This is a genomic window from Tsukamurella sp. PLM1 (genome assembly GCF_023168325.1).
GTDB lineage: Bacteria > Actinomycetota > Actinomycetes > Mycobacteriales > Mycobacteriaceae > Tsukamurella.
In genome coordinates, this window is the sequence record NZ_AP025688.1 from 2606783 (window position 1) to 2622634 (window position 15852).

The following is a 15852-nucleotide window of genomic DNA, read 5'->3' on the forward strand; positions in this document are numbered from 1 at the left end:
CCCTCGGCCGGCTCGCGGAGCAACTGGTCCTCGCCGCCGGCGACCCGGTGCACCGGCGCCGGTGTGCATTTCGCCCTGGAGCGGCGCGACGAACGCAGCGACCTCGTCGCGGTCGCGCGGATGCTGATCGGCCTCGGTGCCCTCACCCGCGTCGCCGGCGACGAACAGGCGTTCGTCGACAACACCGGCGACGTGCTGTACGACGTGCGGCGCAGGGTGACCTCGTCCCTCCTCGCTACGACCCGCGGACCGTCGGTGGTACAGGCGGAGGACTTCGAGGACCGGCTGGCGCAGGTCACCTACGAACTCCCGGCCAGCACGGACGAGTTGCGCAATCGCCGCATCCGGCACCACCTCACCCGGATCCTCGTAGACGAGCCGGTCCTCTACTACGACCGGCTCGGCGACGCCGAGGCCGCCTACCTCACCGGTCAGCGCGCCGCGATCTGCCAGCGGATCACCTCGTTCACCGGGCTGGTGCCGGAGGTGCGAGCCGAGGGCATCGCGATGGTCGACCCGTACGACGACCTCACCGACGTGCGCATGCCCGAGGTCGGCACGGACGGGCACGCGGCGCTCCTCATCGCGGAACGACTCGCACGATCCATCGGCACCCTGGTGCCGCTGGCGAATCTGCAGGCATGGGTCGCGGACCTCGCGCCGCGGTTCGTCGAGCAACGACTGTGGAAGCGGACCGCGAGCGAGCCCGGTGCCGAGGTCGAGCTCACCGAGACCGCGCTCGGCAAACTCGAAGCGCTGCGCCTCGTCGAACGCTCGCACCGGACCGAGCCCCCGGCATGGGTCCGTCCGCTACCGGCGATCGCCCGGTACGCACTCGCCGAGCCCACCGTGTCCGGTGGCGACGCTAATGATCTTGGAAGGAAACAGGATCGATGATCTCATCCGGCTCGGACTCAGTGCTCCCGGTCCCCCAGGACGCGCGCTGGAAGCCGCTCCGCGCAGGGCTGCTGGACGTCTTCTACTACGACGCGCAGGAGTTCTGGTTCCGCGACGGCCGGTTGCTCCTGCGGGGCAACAACGGCGCCGGCAAATCCAAGGTGCTGGCGCTCACCCTGCCGTTCCTGCTGGACGGAGACCTCGCTCCCTACCGGGTCGAGCCCGACGCCGACCCCAAGAAGCGCATGGAGTGGAACCTCCTCCTCGGCGGGGAGCATCCGCATCCGGAGCGCATCGGGTACACCTGGCTCGAGTTCGGCCGAATCGATGAGGCCGGTGCGGCGCGCTATTGCACCATCGGTTGCGGGCTCAAGGCCGTCACCGGCAAGGGGATCGCCGCCCACTGGTTCTTCGTCTCGCCCGAGCGCGTCGGCGAGGGGCTGCACCTGGCGGACGACAACGGCACCCCGCTCACCCGGGACCGGCTCGGCGACGCGATCTCCGGGAGCGGGCGCAGGTACGACCGCGCCAAGGAGTACCGGGCAGCCGTCGACGAGGCGCTCTTCGGCCTGGGCGAGCTGCGGTACGCCGCGCTGGTCGACCTGCTCATCCGGCTGCGGCAGCCGCAGCTGTCGAAGAAGCCGAGCGAGAAGGCGCTCTCCGCGGCCCTGACCGAATCGCTGCCTCCGCTCGGGCAGGCCGTTCTCGCCGACGTGGCAGAGGCGTTCCGTAGCCTCGAGGAAGACCGGGACGAACTCGCTGCCATGTCCGAGGCGCACGACGCCGCGGCCGCGTTCCTCGACCACTACCGGCGGTACGCCGGCGTCGCCTCCCGCCGGTACGCCGCGAAACCCCGCGCCGCGCACTCGAAGTACGAGCACGTCGGCCGGGAGCTCGCGGAGTCCGAGCGCCGGCTCGCAGAGGCCGCTGTCCAGCGCGACGCGGGCCGGACCGAGTTGGACGAGGTCGAGCGCGAGCGCGTCCGGCTGACGGCGCACGAGGCCGCGCTGCGCGGGAGCGAGGCGATGGAGGCGGCCACGCTCCTCGACGGTGCCCGGCAACGGGCGGACATGCTGGCGGACGCATCCCGCCAGGCCGACGCGGCGCGCGTGGCCGCCTCGGCCACGACCGCCGACCGGCGTGCCCGAGTGGACCGGGCGCGGGCCGGTCTGGCGGAGGCCGACTGGGGCCTGGCCCGCGCCCGCGAGGCCGCGACCGACGCAGCCGCGGGGGCAGCCCTGCACGCGCAGCACCACGACACCCTCGATGCGGTCCTCGTCACGTCGGACATCGGCGAACTGCGGCGCACCGCCGCCGAGCTGGTGACGATGCAGAGCCGGGCGATCAAGCACGTCAACGCCCTGAGCACGGAGGTGGACCGTCACGCCGCGGCAGTGGCCGCCGCGCGCACCCGGGTAGGCGAACTCGACGCCTCGATTTGCGAGATCGCCGAGGTTCGTGTGGCCGCCGAGGACCGCGTCCGTGAGACAGCGGCGGCGCTCGTGTCCGGCGCCCGCGAGCATCATCGTTCCGCGGCAGAACTCGTGATCCACGACGTCGACGCGGTGCTCGACGAGCTGGCCCCATGGGCGGCAGCGCTGTCCGGCGAAAACCCGTACACGGTTGCCGTCACCGCGTGTGCGGCGGACGTCCGCGATGCGATCACCCGCGCCGACGCGACAGCGGAAGCCGCCGAGACAGCCGAGCGGGACGCGCTGGCAGAGCTCGACGCCGAACGGGAACGACTGGAATCCGGGCAGGTCGAAGCGCCGGCACCGCGGCACACCGTCGACCCTGACCGGCGCGGAGCGCGGCTCTGGCAGCTCGTCGACTTCGCGCCGGACCTCTCCGACGAGGAGCGCGCCGGGCTGGAGGCTGCGCTCGAGGCCTCGGGAGCGCTGGACGCCACCGTCGGCGCTGACGGGGTCCTTGCCGGCTCCGACGTCATCGCGACGGCGGGCCGAGCGGCTCCCGGCAGCACCCTCGCGACGGTGCTGCGCGCCGCCGCCGACCCCGAGGACCCTGCCGCGAGCGCGGTGCCCGCCGCAACCGTCGAGGCGGTCCTGCGCGCGATCGCGCTGGGCCCGGAGTCGAAGCATCACACCTGGATGGCGACCGACGGGACGTTCCGGGTTGGCACCCTCACCGGCGCCGGCGCAAGCCCGACGCCCAGTACGTCGGCGCGGGCGCGCGCGAACAGGCACGCCGCCGCCGGCTCGCCGAACTCGCGGACGAGATCGCCGCCGCCGGCCTGCGCATCGACGAGATCGCGGCCCGGCGGCAGGCGCTCCGCGAGCGCCGCCACGTCGTGGACGCCGAACTCGCCGCGCTCCCGCCGGAACACGACGTCAGGTCCGCCCACCAGAGCGTCGCGGCCGCCCAGCACCGCGAGCTGCAGCTGCGGGACGAGCACGCGACCGCCACCGCCGCTGTGGACCGCACCGCCGCCACCCACCGCGACGCGGCCGCGGCGCTCGACCGGGACGCCGCCGATGCCGCACTCCCCACCGAACGCGACGCCCTCGACGAGATCCGGGACTCCCTCGGCGACTACCGCGAAGCCGTCGCGGTCCTGTGGTCGCGACTCGATGCGGCCCGCGCCGCCGCCGCGCGGCTCGAGGACGAGCGCCGCCAACTCGAGGACGCCGCCGAACTGGAGGCCGAACGGGCGGCGGACGCGGACCAGCGCCGGAGCGATTCCTTCGGCGCGCGCACGGAGTTCGAGACCCTGGAGGCGAGCATCGGGGCCGACGTCGCTGAGCTCATGGCGCAGCTGAAGCAGGTGGACGAGGACAAGCTCGCCAACGCCGCCGCGCGCCGGGCAGCGGAGGCCAAGCACGAGGCGGCCGTGCAGGCGTACGGCAAGGCCGAAGGTGAGCAGGGGCGGCTGCGCGTCGAGCGCGAGGAGACGGGCCGGGCACGGGACGCGGAGGTCGAAGCGTTCCGCCGGTTCGCGGAGACCGGACTGCTCGGCGTGGCGGCCGACGGCCTGGAGATCCCCGATACGACGGTGCCGTGGGCGGCCACCGCCGCCATCGGGTTGGCGCGGACCGTCGAGGCGGAGCTGCTGGACGTTGACGATGACGATAAGACCTGGGACCGGCTGCAGCGCAGGGTGACAGACGAGCACAAGGCACTCGCCGACGTGCTCTCCCGCCAGGGCAACAGCACGGGACTGCTCCCCCGCGACGGCGTCATCGTCGTGGACGTGATCTTCCGTGGGCGTCCGGCCACCGTCGGAGAGGTCGCGCGGACCCTCGAATCCGAGGTCACCGAACGCAGCCGGCTGCTGACCGAGCGCGAACGGGAGATCCTGGAGAACCACCTGGTCAGCGAAGCTGCAAGCAGCTTGCAGGACCTGATCACCGCCGCCGAACAGCAGGTGGCGCGAATGAACTCGGAGCTGGCCTCCCGCCCCACCAGCACCGGGATGCGGCTACGGATCAACTGGGTGCTGAGCGCCGACGCGCCCGCGGGCGCCCAGCAGGCCCTGCGCCAGCTGCGCCGCACCGCCGACGTGTGGAACGAGGCCGACCGCGCCGCCGTGGGAGAGTTCCTGCAGCACCAGATCGAACGGGTTCGCGCGGCCGACATCGGCGGGACGTGGCTCGAACACCTCACCGAGGCGCTGGACTACCGGCGCTGGAACCGGTTCACGATCGAGCGTAAGCAGAACGGGCAGTGGCGGCCGGCCACCGGCCCGCATCCGGCGGCGAGGGTGCCCTCGTGGCGACCGTACCCCTGTTCGCCGCGGCGGCCGCGCACTACGGTTCCGCCGGCAATCCGCACGCCCCGCGGCTCGTCACTCTCGACGAGGCGTTCGCCGGCGTCGACGACGATGCGCGAGCCAAATACCTCGGCCTGCTTGCGGCGTTCGACCTCGACGTCGTGATGACCAGCGAACGCGAATGGGGCTGTTACCCGGAGGTTCCGGGCCTCGCGATCGCGCAGCTGGCCCGCACCGAGGGCGTCCCCGCTGTCCTTGTCACGCACTGGGAGTGGGACGGCCTCGCCCGGGAGCAGGTGGACCGGCCCGACGCCGCCATCGGGCCACCGCCCGACGAGCCCGGGGCCGACGCTCGCGGCGGACCGGAGGGCCTGTGGGAATGAGCGGCCCAGATCTGGAGCGGCTGTCGCGGGTGCTCGGTAGCGAGGACACAGCCCGCCTGCGCTCCCGCCTGCGCGAGCGCATGGCACGCGGCCTGGACCTGAGCGGCTCGATCAGCCTGTCCGACCCCAGCCCGGCGGAGCGGGGCGCGATCGACCGCCTGCTCGGCCGGCGCGCCGGAACGGGGCGCAGTGTGACGGTGCCGCTCGGCGCGCTGGACTCACTGCTGCGCACCTCGCAGGTGTGGCCGGAGGGACTGGCATCGGCCGTAGTCGCGCTGACCGGCCCAGTCACAGTGCGTTCAGAGGCGAGGTCGGCCGAGGACGAGGCGTGGGAGCGCGCCCTCGCGCCGTTGGTCCGCATCGCCGGAGAGCGGCCCGAGCTGCGGCCGTGGCTCGACGGGTTGGTCAGCGGTGGACTACTGCGCCGGCTCACCGGCACGGCCGGAGCGGCCGCGCGCACCGTCGAACAGGCGTGCCGGGCTATCGAATCCCTGCCGACGAAGTCCCCTGTTCCGGCCGGCGAGTTCGCAACGACGATCCTCGGAGGCGCGCATACGCTGGACGACGGTACGCCGGTGGCGACCCTTGTGTTCGGGGCTGCCCGCGCCATGTCCGGGATGCCGGCGGGAACCGGCGCACGCTGGCGCCGGCTGGTGTGGGAATCGGTGGGGCTCGTCCGCGATCAGCTGACCTCGACTGTCCTCACGGTCGGCTTGACCGCCGCGCGAACCACTGCGACCGGCCGCACCGTCACCGATCTGAGCGCGAACGGTCACCCCGCGGTCCTGACACTGCGTCAACTGCGCGCGGATACCCCGGGGTGGTTCACGCGATCCGTCGTGTCGGTCTGCGAGAACCCGTCGGTGGTCGCGGCGGCCGCTGATTCACTCGGGGCGTCCACCGGCCCACTAGTGTGCACCTCGGGCCAGCCCGGCGCGGCGGTGATGCTGCTGCTCGACCAACTCCGCGCCACGGGAGCAGCGCTCCGCTACCACGGCGACTTCGACTGGTACGGAGTATCGATCGCCAACCACGTTCGGCGGCATCATGATTGGACGCCGTGGCACTTCTCCGCCGCAGACTATCGCCGCGCGGCGCGCGTCCATGCGGGAGACGCGATCAGAGGAAGTGTCGTCGCCGCATCATGGGACAACGAGCTCGCTCCGGCCATGCGCGCGATCGGAATCCAGGTGGAGGAGGAGGCAGTTCTCGCCGAGCTGCTCGACGACCTTGCGCAGCCGCTCGCGTGACGTCAATGCGAGAAAATTGTCAGTGGCTAGCGCCATTCTATAGGGCTGACCGGGATTCCGGCGCAGCCGCGGGTCACACCGCGCCCTACAGCGTCAGGAGATTCCCATGACGACCACTCTTTCGCCCGCACCGTCCGTGATCGAGGTGACGCCGCCGCTCTACCCGTGCGGGTGCGGCGATCCGGACTGCGCGCTCACCGTCGACGAGGCCGCCGGTTGGTTCCCCGGCGACGACCCCGTCCCGCATGTCACCGTGCTGAAGTACGTCGCCGAGGAGCTCGGCCTGCTCGCGACGTGCCGGTTCTTCGACCTGCACGTCGAGCGCTCGATCGCCCGGTTCACGGAGGTCGCCGAGGCCTACGCGCCGCGGATCGCGGCCGCGTCCATCGTGGAATCGGTGAACACGTGGCACGGCTGCCCCGAAGCGCTGTGCGGCGGCAACGCCTGACGACGAAGAAACTTGTCAGTGCCCGGTGTCATCATCTCTCCATCAGGTCCTGGGGAGGATGAAATGACCGCACGCACAACACTTCTGATCGAAGCTAACAGTCACCGATCCTGACGGCCGCCGTCGGCGCACCGTCATCACCTGATCCACTCGGAGCCTCGCGGCTCCGTCCACGCCGGGCGGCACTTCCCGCCGCTCGGCGATTCCCCCATCCCACGAATCGAGGATTCATCATGTCTCAGCAGCCCTTCCCGCTGCCTCAGCCCGGCCAGCCCAACCCGTACGGCGCTCCCGTCCCGCCGCCAGCCAAGAAGAAGCGCAAGTGGCCCTGGATCGTGCTCGCCGTGATCGCGTTCCTCCTCGTCGTGACCGTCGCGACCGGCGGCGGCGACAAGAACGAGACCGCGGCGACCGGCACCACCGGCGCCGCGACCACCCAGACGGCCGACCCGAAGGCGCCCGGTCTCAACACCCCGGTCCGCGACGGGAAATTCGAGTTCGTCGTCACGGGCGTGCAGGCCGGCCTCGCCGAGGTGGGCGACAACCCGTACCTGGCGAAGAAGGCGCAGGGCCAGTTCGTGATCGTCTCGATGACGGTCAAGAACATCGGCACCAAGCCGCAGAGCTTCGACCCGAGCTCGCAGAAGCTCAAGGACGCGCAGGGGCGCACGTTCGAGTCGGATTCCATGGCGCAGATCGCGCTCGGCGATTCCGACGTGCCCGTCTGGGACAACATCAACCCGGGCAACACGGTGCAGGTCAAGGTCGTGTTCGACATGCCAGAGGGCGCTGTGCCCGCCACCATCGAGCTGCACGACTCGATGTTCTCCGGCGGCGCCGACGTCGCGCTGAAGTAGCCCGACGGTGCGTCCGGCCACCCCTCACATCGGGTGGCCGGACCGCCGGGTGAGGCGTAGCATAGTGCTACAGCAGATCCTTCGTCAGAGGAGCCGTCATGCCGCATCCCACCCGCATCGCCGACGACGTGTACGAGAGCGCGCAGGCGGTGAGCGCACAGGAGGGTCGATCGACCGCCGAGCAGATCAATCACTGGGCGCGGCTGGGCCGCGAATTCTCGATCCACGAGACCGCGGCCCGCAGCCGGGTGGAAGCAGCCCTTGCAGGGACGCTCGCCGTGGATGAGCTCGACGCGGCGGAATCCCGGGTGTACGACGCGGAGGTCCGGGCCGGGATTCGCGAGCGACTGCAGAACGTGGACTTCGGATCCGCCCTCGCGCAGCGGGGAATCGTCACCGTCGCACTCGATGACGCAGGACGGATGGTCGAGTACTACCCCGACGGTTCCGAGCGGATCATCGCCGAGGCTCCTGCGCGATGAGCCGGCTCGAACTGGTTGTGGGCCCGAACGGCGCGGGCAAGTCGACCTTCGTCGAACTCGTCCTCGCGCCGAGCTCGGGGCGCCTTCCCTTCGTCAACGCGGACGTCATCGCCAAGGCTCGTTGGCCGGAGGCGGCCGAGGAGCACTCCTACGACGCCGCGCGGATCGCGAGCGCCACTCGCGAGCGACTCTTGGAGCAGGGCGACTCCTTCATCGCCGAGACCGTCTTCTCACACCCGTCCAAGGTCGATCTGATCCGCTCCGCGCTCAGGCACGGATTCGAGGTGCACCTGCACGTCGTGATGGTCCCTGTGGAGCTGTCGGTCCACCGCGTCGCGCATCGGGCCGCCGCGGGCGGCCACGACGTCCCCGAGGAGAAGATTCGCGACCGGCACAGCCGACTGTGGTCCTTGGTCGCCGAGGCCACCCTCCTGTCGACGACTACGACGTTCTACGACAACTCGAGGATCGATGGCCCTCTGATCGTCGCCGAGTTCGCGCAGGAGCAGCCACTCGGCCTCGCCCGGTGGCCGTCGTGGACGTCCACTGAGCTCATCGCGTTATGGGGGTCGCGCGGCGGCGCGCGGCTGATCCGGCGGTACATTCGAAGGAGGCGGGAGGAGGATCCATGGCGGACTCGGTGCAGAACGAGATCGCGGTGCGGGTGACCTGCGCCGCGGATGCGGTACTGGTGGGACGCGAGCAGGCACAGGTCGCCGCGCGGGACGCCTCGCACTACCTGCGGAACCTTCGCGCGGCGGCGATCGACGACGCCTACCGCCGGTACACCGCCAGCAACAACCCGGCGTATCTCGCGAGCCTCCAGAACCACCCTCCCAGCCCGCGGGTCTCGGGCGGCAAGTGGTTCGTGATCCTGGTCGGCGTGTTCATCCTGGCCAGCGCTGTCACGTCCGGCGCGGGGGCGATCATCGTCCTCCTGCTCGCGGTCGCAGGGCTCGCGGGCGTCCAGGCGTGGCGCCTGAATCGGCACCGCGAAGCCCAGCGCACGTGGGAGCAGGACCGTCTGGCCGCCAACCCGTGGCCCTTCCAGGCCGACCGGATGCCCGCGTACAACCCCGAGGCGGAGCCCGGCGGCACCCGGGTCGAGACCCGCCTCCGGGGCTCGCGGTGCTCCTCACCGAGGAGATCCGCCGGTCCCCCGCGTGGACCAACCCGCTCCTCGACCAGCACCGCGTGCGCATCAATCTCGACGCCACGCTGCAGGACATCAGCCACCGCGCGTACCGCGTGTGGCGCATGCGCACCGACACACCGCGACCGTCGGGTGAGTCGCCCGTCGCCCCGGCCCTCGCGCACCACGTCGACGAGTACACCCACGCCGCGCGCATGGCCGAATCCGCGCTCCGCGACCACGTGGCCGCGCTCGCGGAGTACCTGGGCGAGCTGCGCCCCGTCGAACGGCTCCTGAACGACCTGGCGCTCCTCGACCGCGCCAACACCAGCGCGCACCGCGAGCTACTCGACCAGCTGTACCGCGACGCCGTCGGTAACGAGGCCGACGCTCGGCGACTGCAGGAGCACACCGACGAGCTCCGGGACCTGCAGGCCAGCCTCGACACGCAGTTCCACTTCCTCCGCGAACAGGTTGCCCGCACCAACCTGCTGCGCTGAGCACACGATGCGGAGGCACCGTGGTTTCATGCTCAGATGAGCAACCCTCGGTCCACCGCGGGCTACAAGCCCGACACCCGCTTCTTCGGGCACCCCCTGCCGCTGGTCAACCTCTTCGGCGTCGAGATGTGGGAACGCTTCTCGTTCTACGGGATGCAGGCGATCCTCGCCTACTACCTGTACTACTCCGCCTCCGAGGGCGGCCTCGGATTCGACCAGCCCACCTCGCTCGGGATCGTCGGCGCCTACGGCGGTTTCGTCTACCTGTCGACGGTGGCGGGCGCCTGGGTGTCCGACCGCATCCTCGGCGCGGAGCGCACGCTCTTCTACACCGCATGCCTGGTGATGGCGGGGCACATCGCGCTGGCGGTGGTGCCCGGTACAGCAGGCGTCGCGATCGGCCTGGTGCTCGTCGCCGTCGGCTCGGGTGGAGTGAAGGGCAACGCCACCAAGGTGGTCGGCGATCTCTACACCGCCGGAGACACCCGCCGCGACGCGGGCTTCTCGGTCTATTACATGGGCGTCAACCTCGGCGCTTTCGTCGGACCGCTGCTCACCGGCTACCTCCAGACCAGCCAGGGCTTCCACTGGGGCTTCGGCCTCGCCGCGGTCGGCATGGCGCTGGGGCTGCTGCAGTACGCGCTCACCCGGAACATGCTGCCGCGCATCAGCCGAACGGTGCCCGATCCCGCCACCCGCGCCGAGGTCCAGCGCGTCGCCGCCGGCGCGGGGGCCGCCGTCGCCGTGTTCGCGGGGCTGGTCCTCGCAGGGGTGATCACGGCCGACAACCTGGTGGACGCCGTCATCGTCGCCGTCGCCGCCATCTCCCTGGCCTACTTCGTGTTCCTCCTGCGCAGCAACCGGGTCGACGGTGCCGAACGCGACGGCGTCAAGGCCTTCATCCCGCTGTTCGTCTCGCAGGCGGCGTTCTGGGCGTTGTTCCAGCAGATGTTCACGTTCGTCGCCGTGTACGCCGACGAGCGGCTCGACCGTACCGTGTTCGGGTGGGAGTTCCCCGCGTCGTGGATCCAGTCCGTCGATCCCGTCTACATCCTGATCTTCGCGCCGGTGTTCGCGGCGCTGTGGACGAAACTCGGCACGCGTCAGCCGAGCACCCCGATCAAGTTCGCACTCGGCACCGGCGGGATCGGCGTGGCCTTCCTCGCTTTCCTGCTGATGCCGGCCGGGAAGAACACCGCACCGCTCATCGGGTTGCTGGCGATCATGCTGATCTTCGCGCTCGCGGAGCTGTGCATCTCGCCGGTTGGCTTGAGCGTGTCCACCAAGCTCGGTCCCCGCGCGTTCGCCGCGCAGATGGTGGCCCTGAACTATCTGTCGATCAGCCTCGGCACCGCCCTCGCCGGGCGCCTCGCCACATTCTACGACCAGGAGAACGAGGCCCCGTACTTCCTGGTCCTGGGCGGCGTCGCCATCGCGATCGGACTGGCCGTCGTGCTGCTCACGCCGATGATCAAGCGGCTCGCGCCGGCCGTCTGAGAACGGCCGGCGGTGGCGCACCGTCGAGCCTGAGAACCTGCCGGAACCTCTTCCCGCGCTCCGTACCCCCGAGTAGCTTCGACGGTACGAGTGTCATCGAGGCGAGGAGTACGGGTGCCGTCAGACGAGTACGACTACATCGTGGTGGGCGCGGGGAGCGCCGGGGCGGTGATGGCCGCCCGGTTGTCCGAGGATCCCGGCACGTCCGTCCTGCTCCTGGAGGCGGGCGGCGAGGCGGACGCGGACGAGATCCACATCCCGCTCGCGTTCTCGGCGATGTTCAAGACCAAGTGGGACTGGAACTACACGACAGCGCCGCAGAAACACCTGGCCGATCGTCGGGCCTACTGGCCACGGATGAAGGCACTCGGCGGCTGCTCGTCGCTCAACGCGATGATCTACATCCGCGGCAACCACGCCGACTACGACGGCTGGGTCGCGCAGGGCGCCACCGGCTGGTCGTTCGACGAGGTGCTCCCCTACTTCCTCAAGTCGGAGGGCAACACCGGCAAGTCCGGCCCGTTCCACGGCACCGACGGTCCGCTGAACGTCGAGGACCGGCGCTTCAACCACCCGCTCACCGGCGCGTTCGTCGACGCCGCGGTCGCCTGGGGACTGAAGCCGAACGACGATTTCAACGGCGCCACCCAGGACGGCGCGGGCCTGTACCAGGTCACCTGCAAGGGCGGCCGGCGCTGGTCCACCGACAAGGCGTTCATCGAGCCGAATCGCGGGCGGCCCAACCTCACCGTCGCGATCCGGTCCACGGCCCGGCGCATCGAGTTCGACGGTGACCGCGCCTCCGGGGTAGTGGTCCGCTCCGGCGCGGCGGACCAGACGGTCCGCGCGCGCCGCGAGGTGATCGTGTGCGGGGGCGCGATCAATTCGCCTCAGCTGCTGATGCTCTCGGGCATCGGCCCGGCGGAACACCTCGCCCAGCACGGCATCGACGTGCGCGCGGCGCTGCCGGGCGTGGGCGCGAACCTGCACGATCATCCCATGGTCCCCGTCGATTTCGACGTGCACGGCAGCTACGACCTGCTGGAGAAGCAGGACCTGGGAAACCTGTTGCGCTGGAAGCTCACCGGAACGGGTCCGCTCGCGTCCAACGGTGCCGAATCGGGCGCGTTCTGGCGCTCGCGGAACGATCTGGAGCACCCCGACCTGCAGATGCACGTGATGCCCGCGGGCGTGTACGACAATCTGCTGCACGAGACCCACCGGCCCGGCATCATGCTGGGCCCGACGCTGGTGTCGGTGGCCAGCCGTGGCACGCTACGCCTGCGCTCCGCCGACCCGAACTTCAAGCCCGAGCTCGAGCCGAACTACTACGACGTGGCCGAGGATCTGGACGCGATGGTCGCCGGTGTCCGCGCCACGATGGAGATCGCCGCGCACGGTCCGCTCGCGAAGTACCTGGGCAAGCCCTGGCACATCGCCGAGAACCCGTCGGAGGACCAGATCCGCACCCTCATCGCGGAGTACACGCAGACCCTCTTCCATCCGGTGGGCACCTGCCGGATGGGCACCGACGACGACGCCGTGGTCGATCCTCAGCTCCGGGTCCGCGGCGTCGAGGGGCTCCGCGTCGTCGACGCCTCCGTGATGCCGACGGTGCCACGCGGCAACACCAACGCCCCCACCATCATGATCGCCGAGAAGGCGGCCGACGAGATCAGGAAGTCAGCATGACCGCAGCAGAGACGAAGACGTTCGATTCCCTCAATCCGCGCACCGGCGAGGTGGTCGACTCGTACCCGATCCACTCGCCCGACCACGTGCACGCCGTGGTGGCCCGCGCCCGCGAGCAGGCCGACTGGTGGCAGGAGCTGGGCTTCGAGGGCCGCAAGCGCGAGCTGAACAAGTGGAAGGGCGTGATCACCCGGCGGATCAACCAGCTGGCGCAGATCATGCACGAGGAAACGGGTAAGCCGCACGGCGACGCCCTGCTCGAGGCGTCCCTCGGCATCGACCACCTGGGGTACGCGGCCTCGCACGCCAAGAAGGTCCTCGGCCCCCGGCGGGTCGGGTCGGGCCTGGTCATGGCGAACCAGTCGGCGACGGTGCGCTACCACCCGCTCGGGGTCGTCGGCGTCATCGGCCCGTGGAACTACCCCGTGTTCACGCCGATGGGCTCGATCGCGTACGCGCTCGCCGCGGGGAACGCGGTGGTGTTCAAGCCGTCCGAGTACACGCCCGGCGTCGGGGTCTGGCTGGCCCGCACCTTCGAGGAGGCCGTGGGCCGCCCCGTCCTGCAGACGGTCACCGGGCTCGGTGAGACCGGCAACGCACTGTGCACGTCCGGCGTGAACAAGGTCGCCTTCACCGGCTCGACGAACACCGGCAAGAAGGTCATGGCGGCCTGCGCCGAGACGCTGACCCCCGTGGTCATCGAGGCCGGCGGCAAGGACGCGTTCCTGGTGGACCGCGACGCCGACCTGGACGCCGCGGCCGACGCCGCCGCCTGGGGCGCGTTCGCCAACGCCGGGCAGACGTGCGTGGGCGTCGAGCGGATCTACGTGCACAAGGACGTGTACGAGCCGTTCGTGGACAAGCTGGTCGCCAAGGCCCGCGAGGTCTCCGCCGAGGACTCCGAGGAGTCCAAGATCGGGCCGATCACGATGCCGAGCCAGCTGCCGATCATCAAGTCCCACATCGACGACGCGCTCGCGCGGGGCGGCCGCGCGTTGATCGGCGGCGCGGACGCGGTCGGCGAACGCTGGGTCAAGCCGACGGTGCTCGTCGACGTCCCCGAGGACTCGATCGCCGTCACCCAGGAGACGTTCGGGCCCACGGTCACCGTCGCGAAGGTCGACACGATGGACGAGGCCGTGGAGCTGGCGAACGCCACGAAGTACGGTCTCGCGGCCACGGTGTTCTCCAAGGCGCGCGGCATGGAGCTAGCGGACCGGATCCGCTCGGGCATGGCCGCGGTGAACGGCATCATCACGTTCGCCGGGGTGCCGAACATCCCGTTCGGCGGCGTGGGCGAATCCGGCTTCGGCCGGATCCACGGGGCCGACGGCCTGCGCGAGTTCACCTATGCGAAGGGCATCGCGCGCAAACGGTTCACCCCGCTGCTCAACCTCACCAGCTTCGCCCGCACGGCGGCGCAGGAGAGCCAGCTGGTGCAGATCGTGACGCTGCTGCACGGCCGCAGCGGCACGATCGAGAGGTAGCGTCAGGCGCGATAGTGCGCGGCGAGCTCGCGGGCGCGGTCCAACGACTGCACCGCGTGCTCGCCGTCGCGCGCCTGGATGGCCCAGATCGCCACGTACTCGTCCTGCGGGAGTTCGAGGTGCGCGAACTGCGCCCCCTCGGGGAAGGTGAACCCGTCGACCAGCCCCCACGGGTACGTGTTCTCGTTCAGCAGGTTGCGGACGGTGACCCCGTCGGGTCCGAGGCGCAGCCGCGGGCGCGCGAACAGCAGCGCCCCGCCGGCCAGGATGAGTCCGATGCCCACCATGCCCGCCTGATCGCCCGTCTTGAAAGCGATCCCCGAATCGCCCCCGGCCTTGAGCAGCCAGGCGACGAAGGCGTGGCCCACGACCAGCACCACGGCGAAGCACCAGGCGTAGATCTTGATCTTGCGCGGGGTCACTTCGAGCACGGGCTGCGTGGTGGATTCAGCGGTCACGAGTCCGAATTCTACCGATGGAGCGACGGCCTCCTCTGCGCGCTACCGGTAGCCTGCGGTTATGGAGCTGGTGATCGCGATCAACCCCGATCCCGACTCGTCGTTGAAGTACCTGATCTGGGTGCCGATCGGCGACGGTCGAGTGTTCCGCACCTCCGACACATGGCCGCGGACGAAAGCCCTGTTCTGCTTTCCGGTGGACCGCTCGGAGTGGCCGGTCCACCCGGAAGTCGTCGAACGCATCCCCTTACGATCCTGCGCCGGCCGGGGCGCCGCGATCGACGTGATCGCCGAACGGGCGCGGGAGAACCGCTCCCAGATCGTCTTCACCCGGGCTCGCGGCAGGCAGATGGTCTTCTGGCAGGCGCCGCGCACACGGAAGAAGGCCCGGCCCAACGTACCGGTTCCCTCGGCCCGGGCCGCCGGCATCGTCGACCTGGCCATCGCCGTCGACTCGCGCGAGCGATACGGCTACACCTTCAAGACCCAGCAGGTCGTCGTGACGAAGCGCGCGCTCACGTCCGGTGACTACGCGATTCTCGCCGACGACGGTGCGATCCGGGCGGCCGTGGAGCGCAAGGGGCTCGAGGACCTGATCACGTCCCTCAGCAACGGGAGGCTCGGCTTCCAGATCGCGGACCTCGCCTCGCTGCCGCATGCGGCGGTCGTGGTCGAGGAACGCTACTCGCAGGTGTTCAAGCAGAACTGGATGCGGCCGGCGAAGGTCGCGGACGGGCTCGCCGAGCTGCAGGTCCGGTATCCCACCGTGCAAATCGCCTTCTGCGAGACCCGCAAGCTGGCCGAGGAGTGGACCTACCGGTTCCTCGCCGCATCGGCGGCACATGCCGCGCTCGTCGACGGTGCCGCGGCCGACGGCGCACCGTCCGGCCCGCAGACGAGCGGGGCGAAGCCGCCCTCGGACGCCCCGAAACCGGCGATGGTCCGCGCCTGGGCGAACGCCAACGGCATCGAGGTCAGCTCCAAGGGGCGCGTGCCGGCCGCGGTGCTCGCGGCGTACGCCGATGCGCACCCCTGAAGGACA

14 protein-coding genes and 1 pseudogene are annotated in these 15852 nt (G+C 70.6%); 14 read left to right on the top strand and 1 reads right to left on the bottom strand.

The annotated features are described in order from the left end of the window. The first annotated feature begins 63 nt into the window (after positions 1–63). From MTP03_RS13440 to MTP03_RS13500, 13 genes and pseudogenes are all read left to right on the top strand, one after another. On the top strand, positions 64–897 hold the full coding sequence (locus tag MTP03_RS13440) for a TIGR02678 family protein (protein WP_256465147.1): 834 nt from the start codon (positions 64–66) through the stop codon (positions 895–897). Next, positions 894–3674: a TIGR02680 family protein gene (locus tag MTP03_RS13445; RefSeq protein WP_248488721.1), complete on the top strand. Its 2781-nt coding sequence runs from the start codon at positions 894–896 to the stop codon at positions 3672–3674. The genes MTP03_RS13440 and MTP03_RS13445 overlap by 4 nt, the downstream gene beginning before the upstream one ends. A 949-nt stretch (positions 3675–4623) precedes the next feature. Next, positions 4624–4707, top strand: a pseudogene (locus MTP03_RS23825) (hypothetical protein); the annotation flags it as partial. A gap of 81 nt (positions 4708–4788) precedes the next feature. Next, entirely contained in the window at positions 4789–5007 is a 219-nt protein-coding gene (locus tag MTP03_RS13455) for a hypothetical protein (protein WP_248488723.1), read from the top strand. Then, complete coding sequence (locus tag MTP03_RS13460) at positions 5004–6257, top strand: TIGR02679 family protein (protein WP_248488724.1); 1254 nt, start codon at positions 5004–5006, stop codon at positions 6255–6257. Before MTP03_RS13455 ends, MTP03_RS13460 begins: the two co-directional genes overlap by 4 nt. 106 nt (positions 6258–6363) lie before the next feature. After that, the gene (locus MTP03_RS13465; RefSeq protein WP_248488725.1) at positions 6364–6705 is read left to right on the top strand and encodes a hypothetical protein; all 342 of its coding nucleotides are present in this window, start codon (positions 6364–6366) and stop codon (positions 6703–6705) included. Between the two features lie 233 nt (positions 6706–6938). Further along, the gene (locus tag MTP03_RS13470) at positions 6939–7562 is read left to right on the top strand and encodes a DUF4352 domain-containing protein (protein ID WP_248488726.1); all 624 of its coding nucleotides are present in this window, start codon (positions 6939–6941) and stop codon (positions 7560–7562) included. Positions 7563–7660: 98 nt separating this feature from the next. Then, positions 7661–8044, top strand: a complete 384-nt coding sequence (locus MTP03_RS13475) for a ParD-like family protein (RefSeq protein WP_248488727.1) — start codon at positions 7661–7663, stop codon at positions 8042–8044. Further along, on the top strand, positions 8041–8712 hold the full coding sequence (locus tag MTP03_RS13480; protein WP_248488728.1) for an AAA family ATPase: 672 nt from the start codon (positions 8041–8043) through the stop codon (positions 8710–8712). Before MTP03_RS13475 ends, MTP03_RS13480 begins: the two co-directional genes overlap by 4 nt. 460 nt (positions 8713–9172) lie before the next feature. Beyond that, a complete protein-coding gene (locus MTP03_RS13485) occupies positions 9173–9676 on the top strand; it encodes a hypothetical protein (RefSeq protein ID WP_248488729.1) in 504 nt (167 codons plus the stop codon). Between the two features lie 36 nt (positions 9677–9712). Next, positions 9713–11173 carry a peptide MFS transporter gene (locus MTP03_RS13490; RefSeq protein ID WP_248488730.1) on the top strand — a complete coding sequence of 487 codons (1461 nt, stop codon included), beginning with the start codon at positions 9713–9715 and terminating at the stop codon, positions 11171–11173. A gap of 114 nt (positions 11174–11287) precedes the next feature. Then, positions 11288–12865: a GMC family oxidoreductase gene (locus MTP03_RS13495; protein WP_248488731.1), complete on the top strand. Its 1578-nt coding sequence runs from the start codon at positions 11288–11290 to the stop codon at positions 12863–12865. After that, a complete protein-coding gene (locus MTP03_RS13500; protein ID WP_248488732.1) occupies positions 12862–14352 on the top strand; it encodes an aldehyde dehydrogenase family protein in 1491 nt (496 codons plus the stop codon). Before MTP03_RS13495 ends, MTP03_RS13500 begins: the two co-directional genes overlap by 4 nt. A 2-nt stretch (positions 14353–14354) precedes the next feature. On the opposite strand, the gene MTP03_RS13505 is transcribed toward MTP03_RS13500, so the two are convergent. Beyond that, positions 14355–14810: a PH domain-containing protein gene (locus MTP03_RS13505; RefSeq protein ID WP_248488733.1), complete on the bottom strand. Its 456-nt coding sequence runs from the start codon at positions 14808–14810 to the stop codon at positions 14355–14357. A gap of 61 nt (positions 14811–14871) precedes the next feature. On the opposite strand from MTP03_RS13505, the gene MTP03_RS13510 reads away from it, so the two are divergent. After that, the gene (locus tag MTP03_RS13510) at positions 14872–15846 is read left to right on the top strand and encodes a histone-like nucleoid-structuring protein Lsr2 (protein WP_248488734.1); all 975 of its coding nucleotides are present in this window, start codon (positions 14872–14874) and stop codon (positions 15844–15846) included. Positions 15847–15852 lie beyond the last annotated feature (6 nt).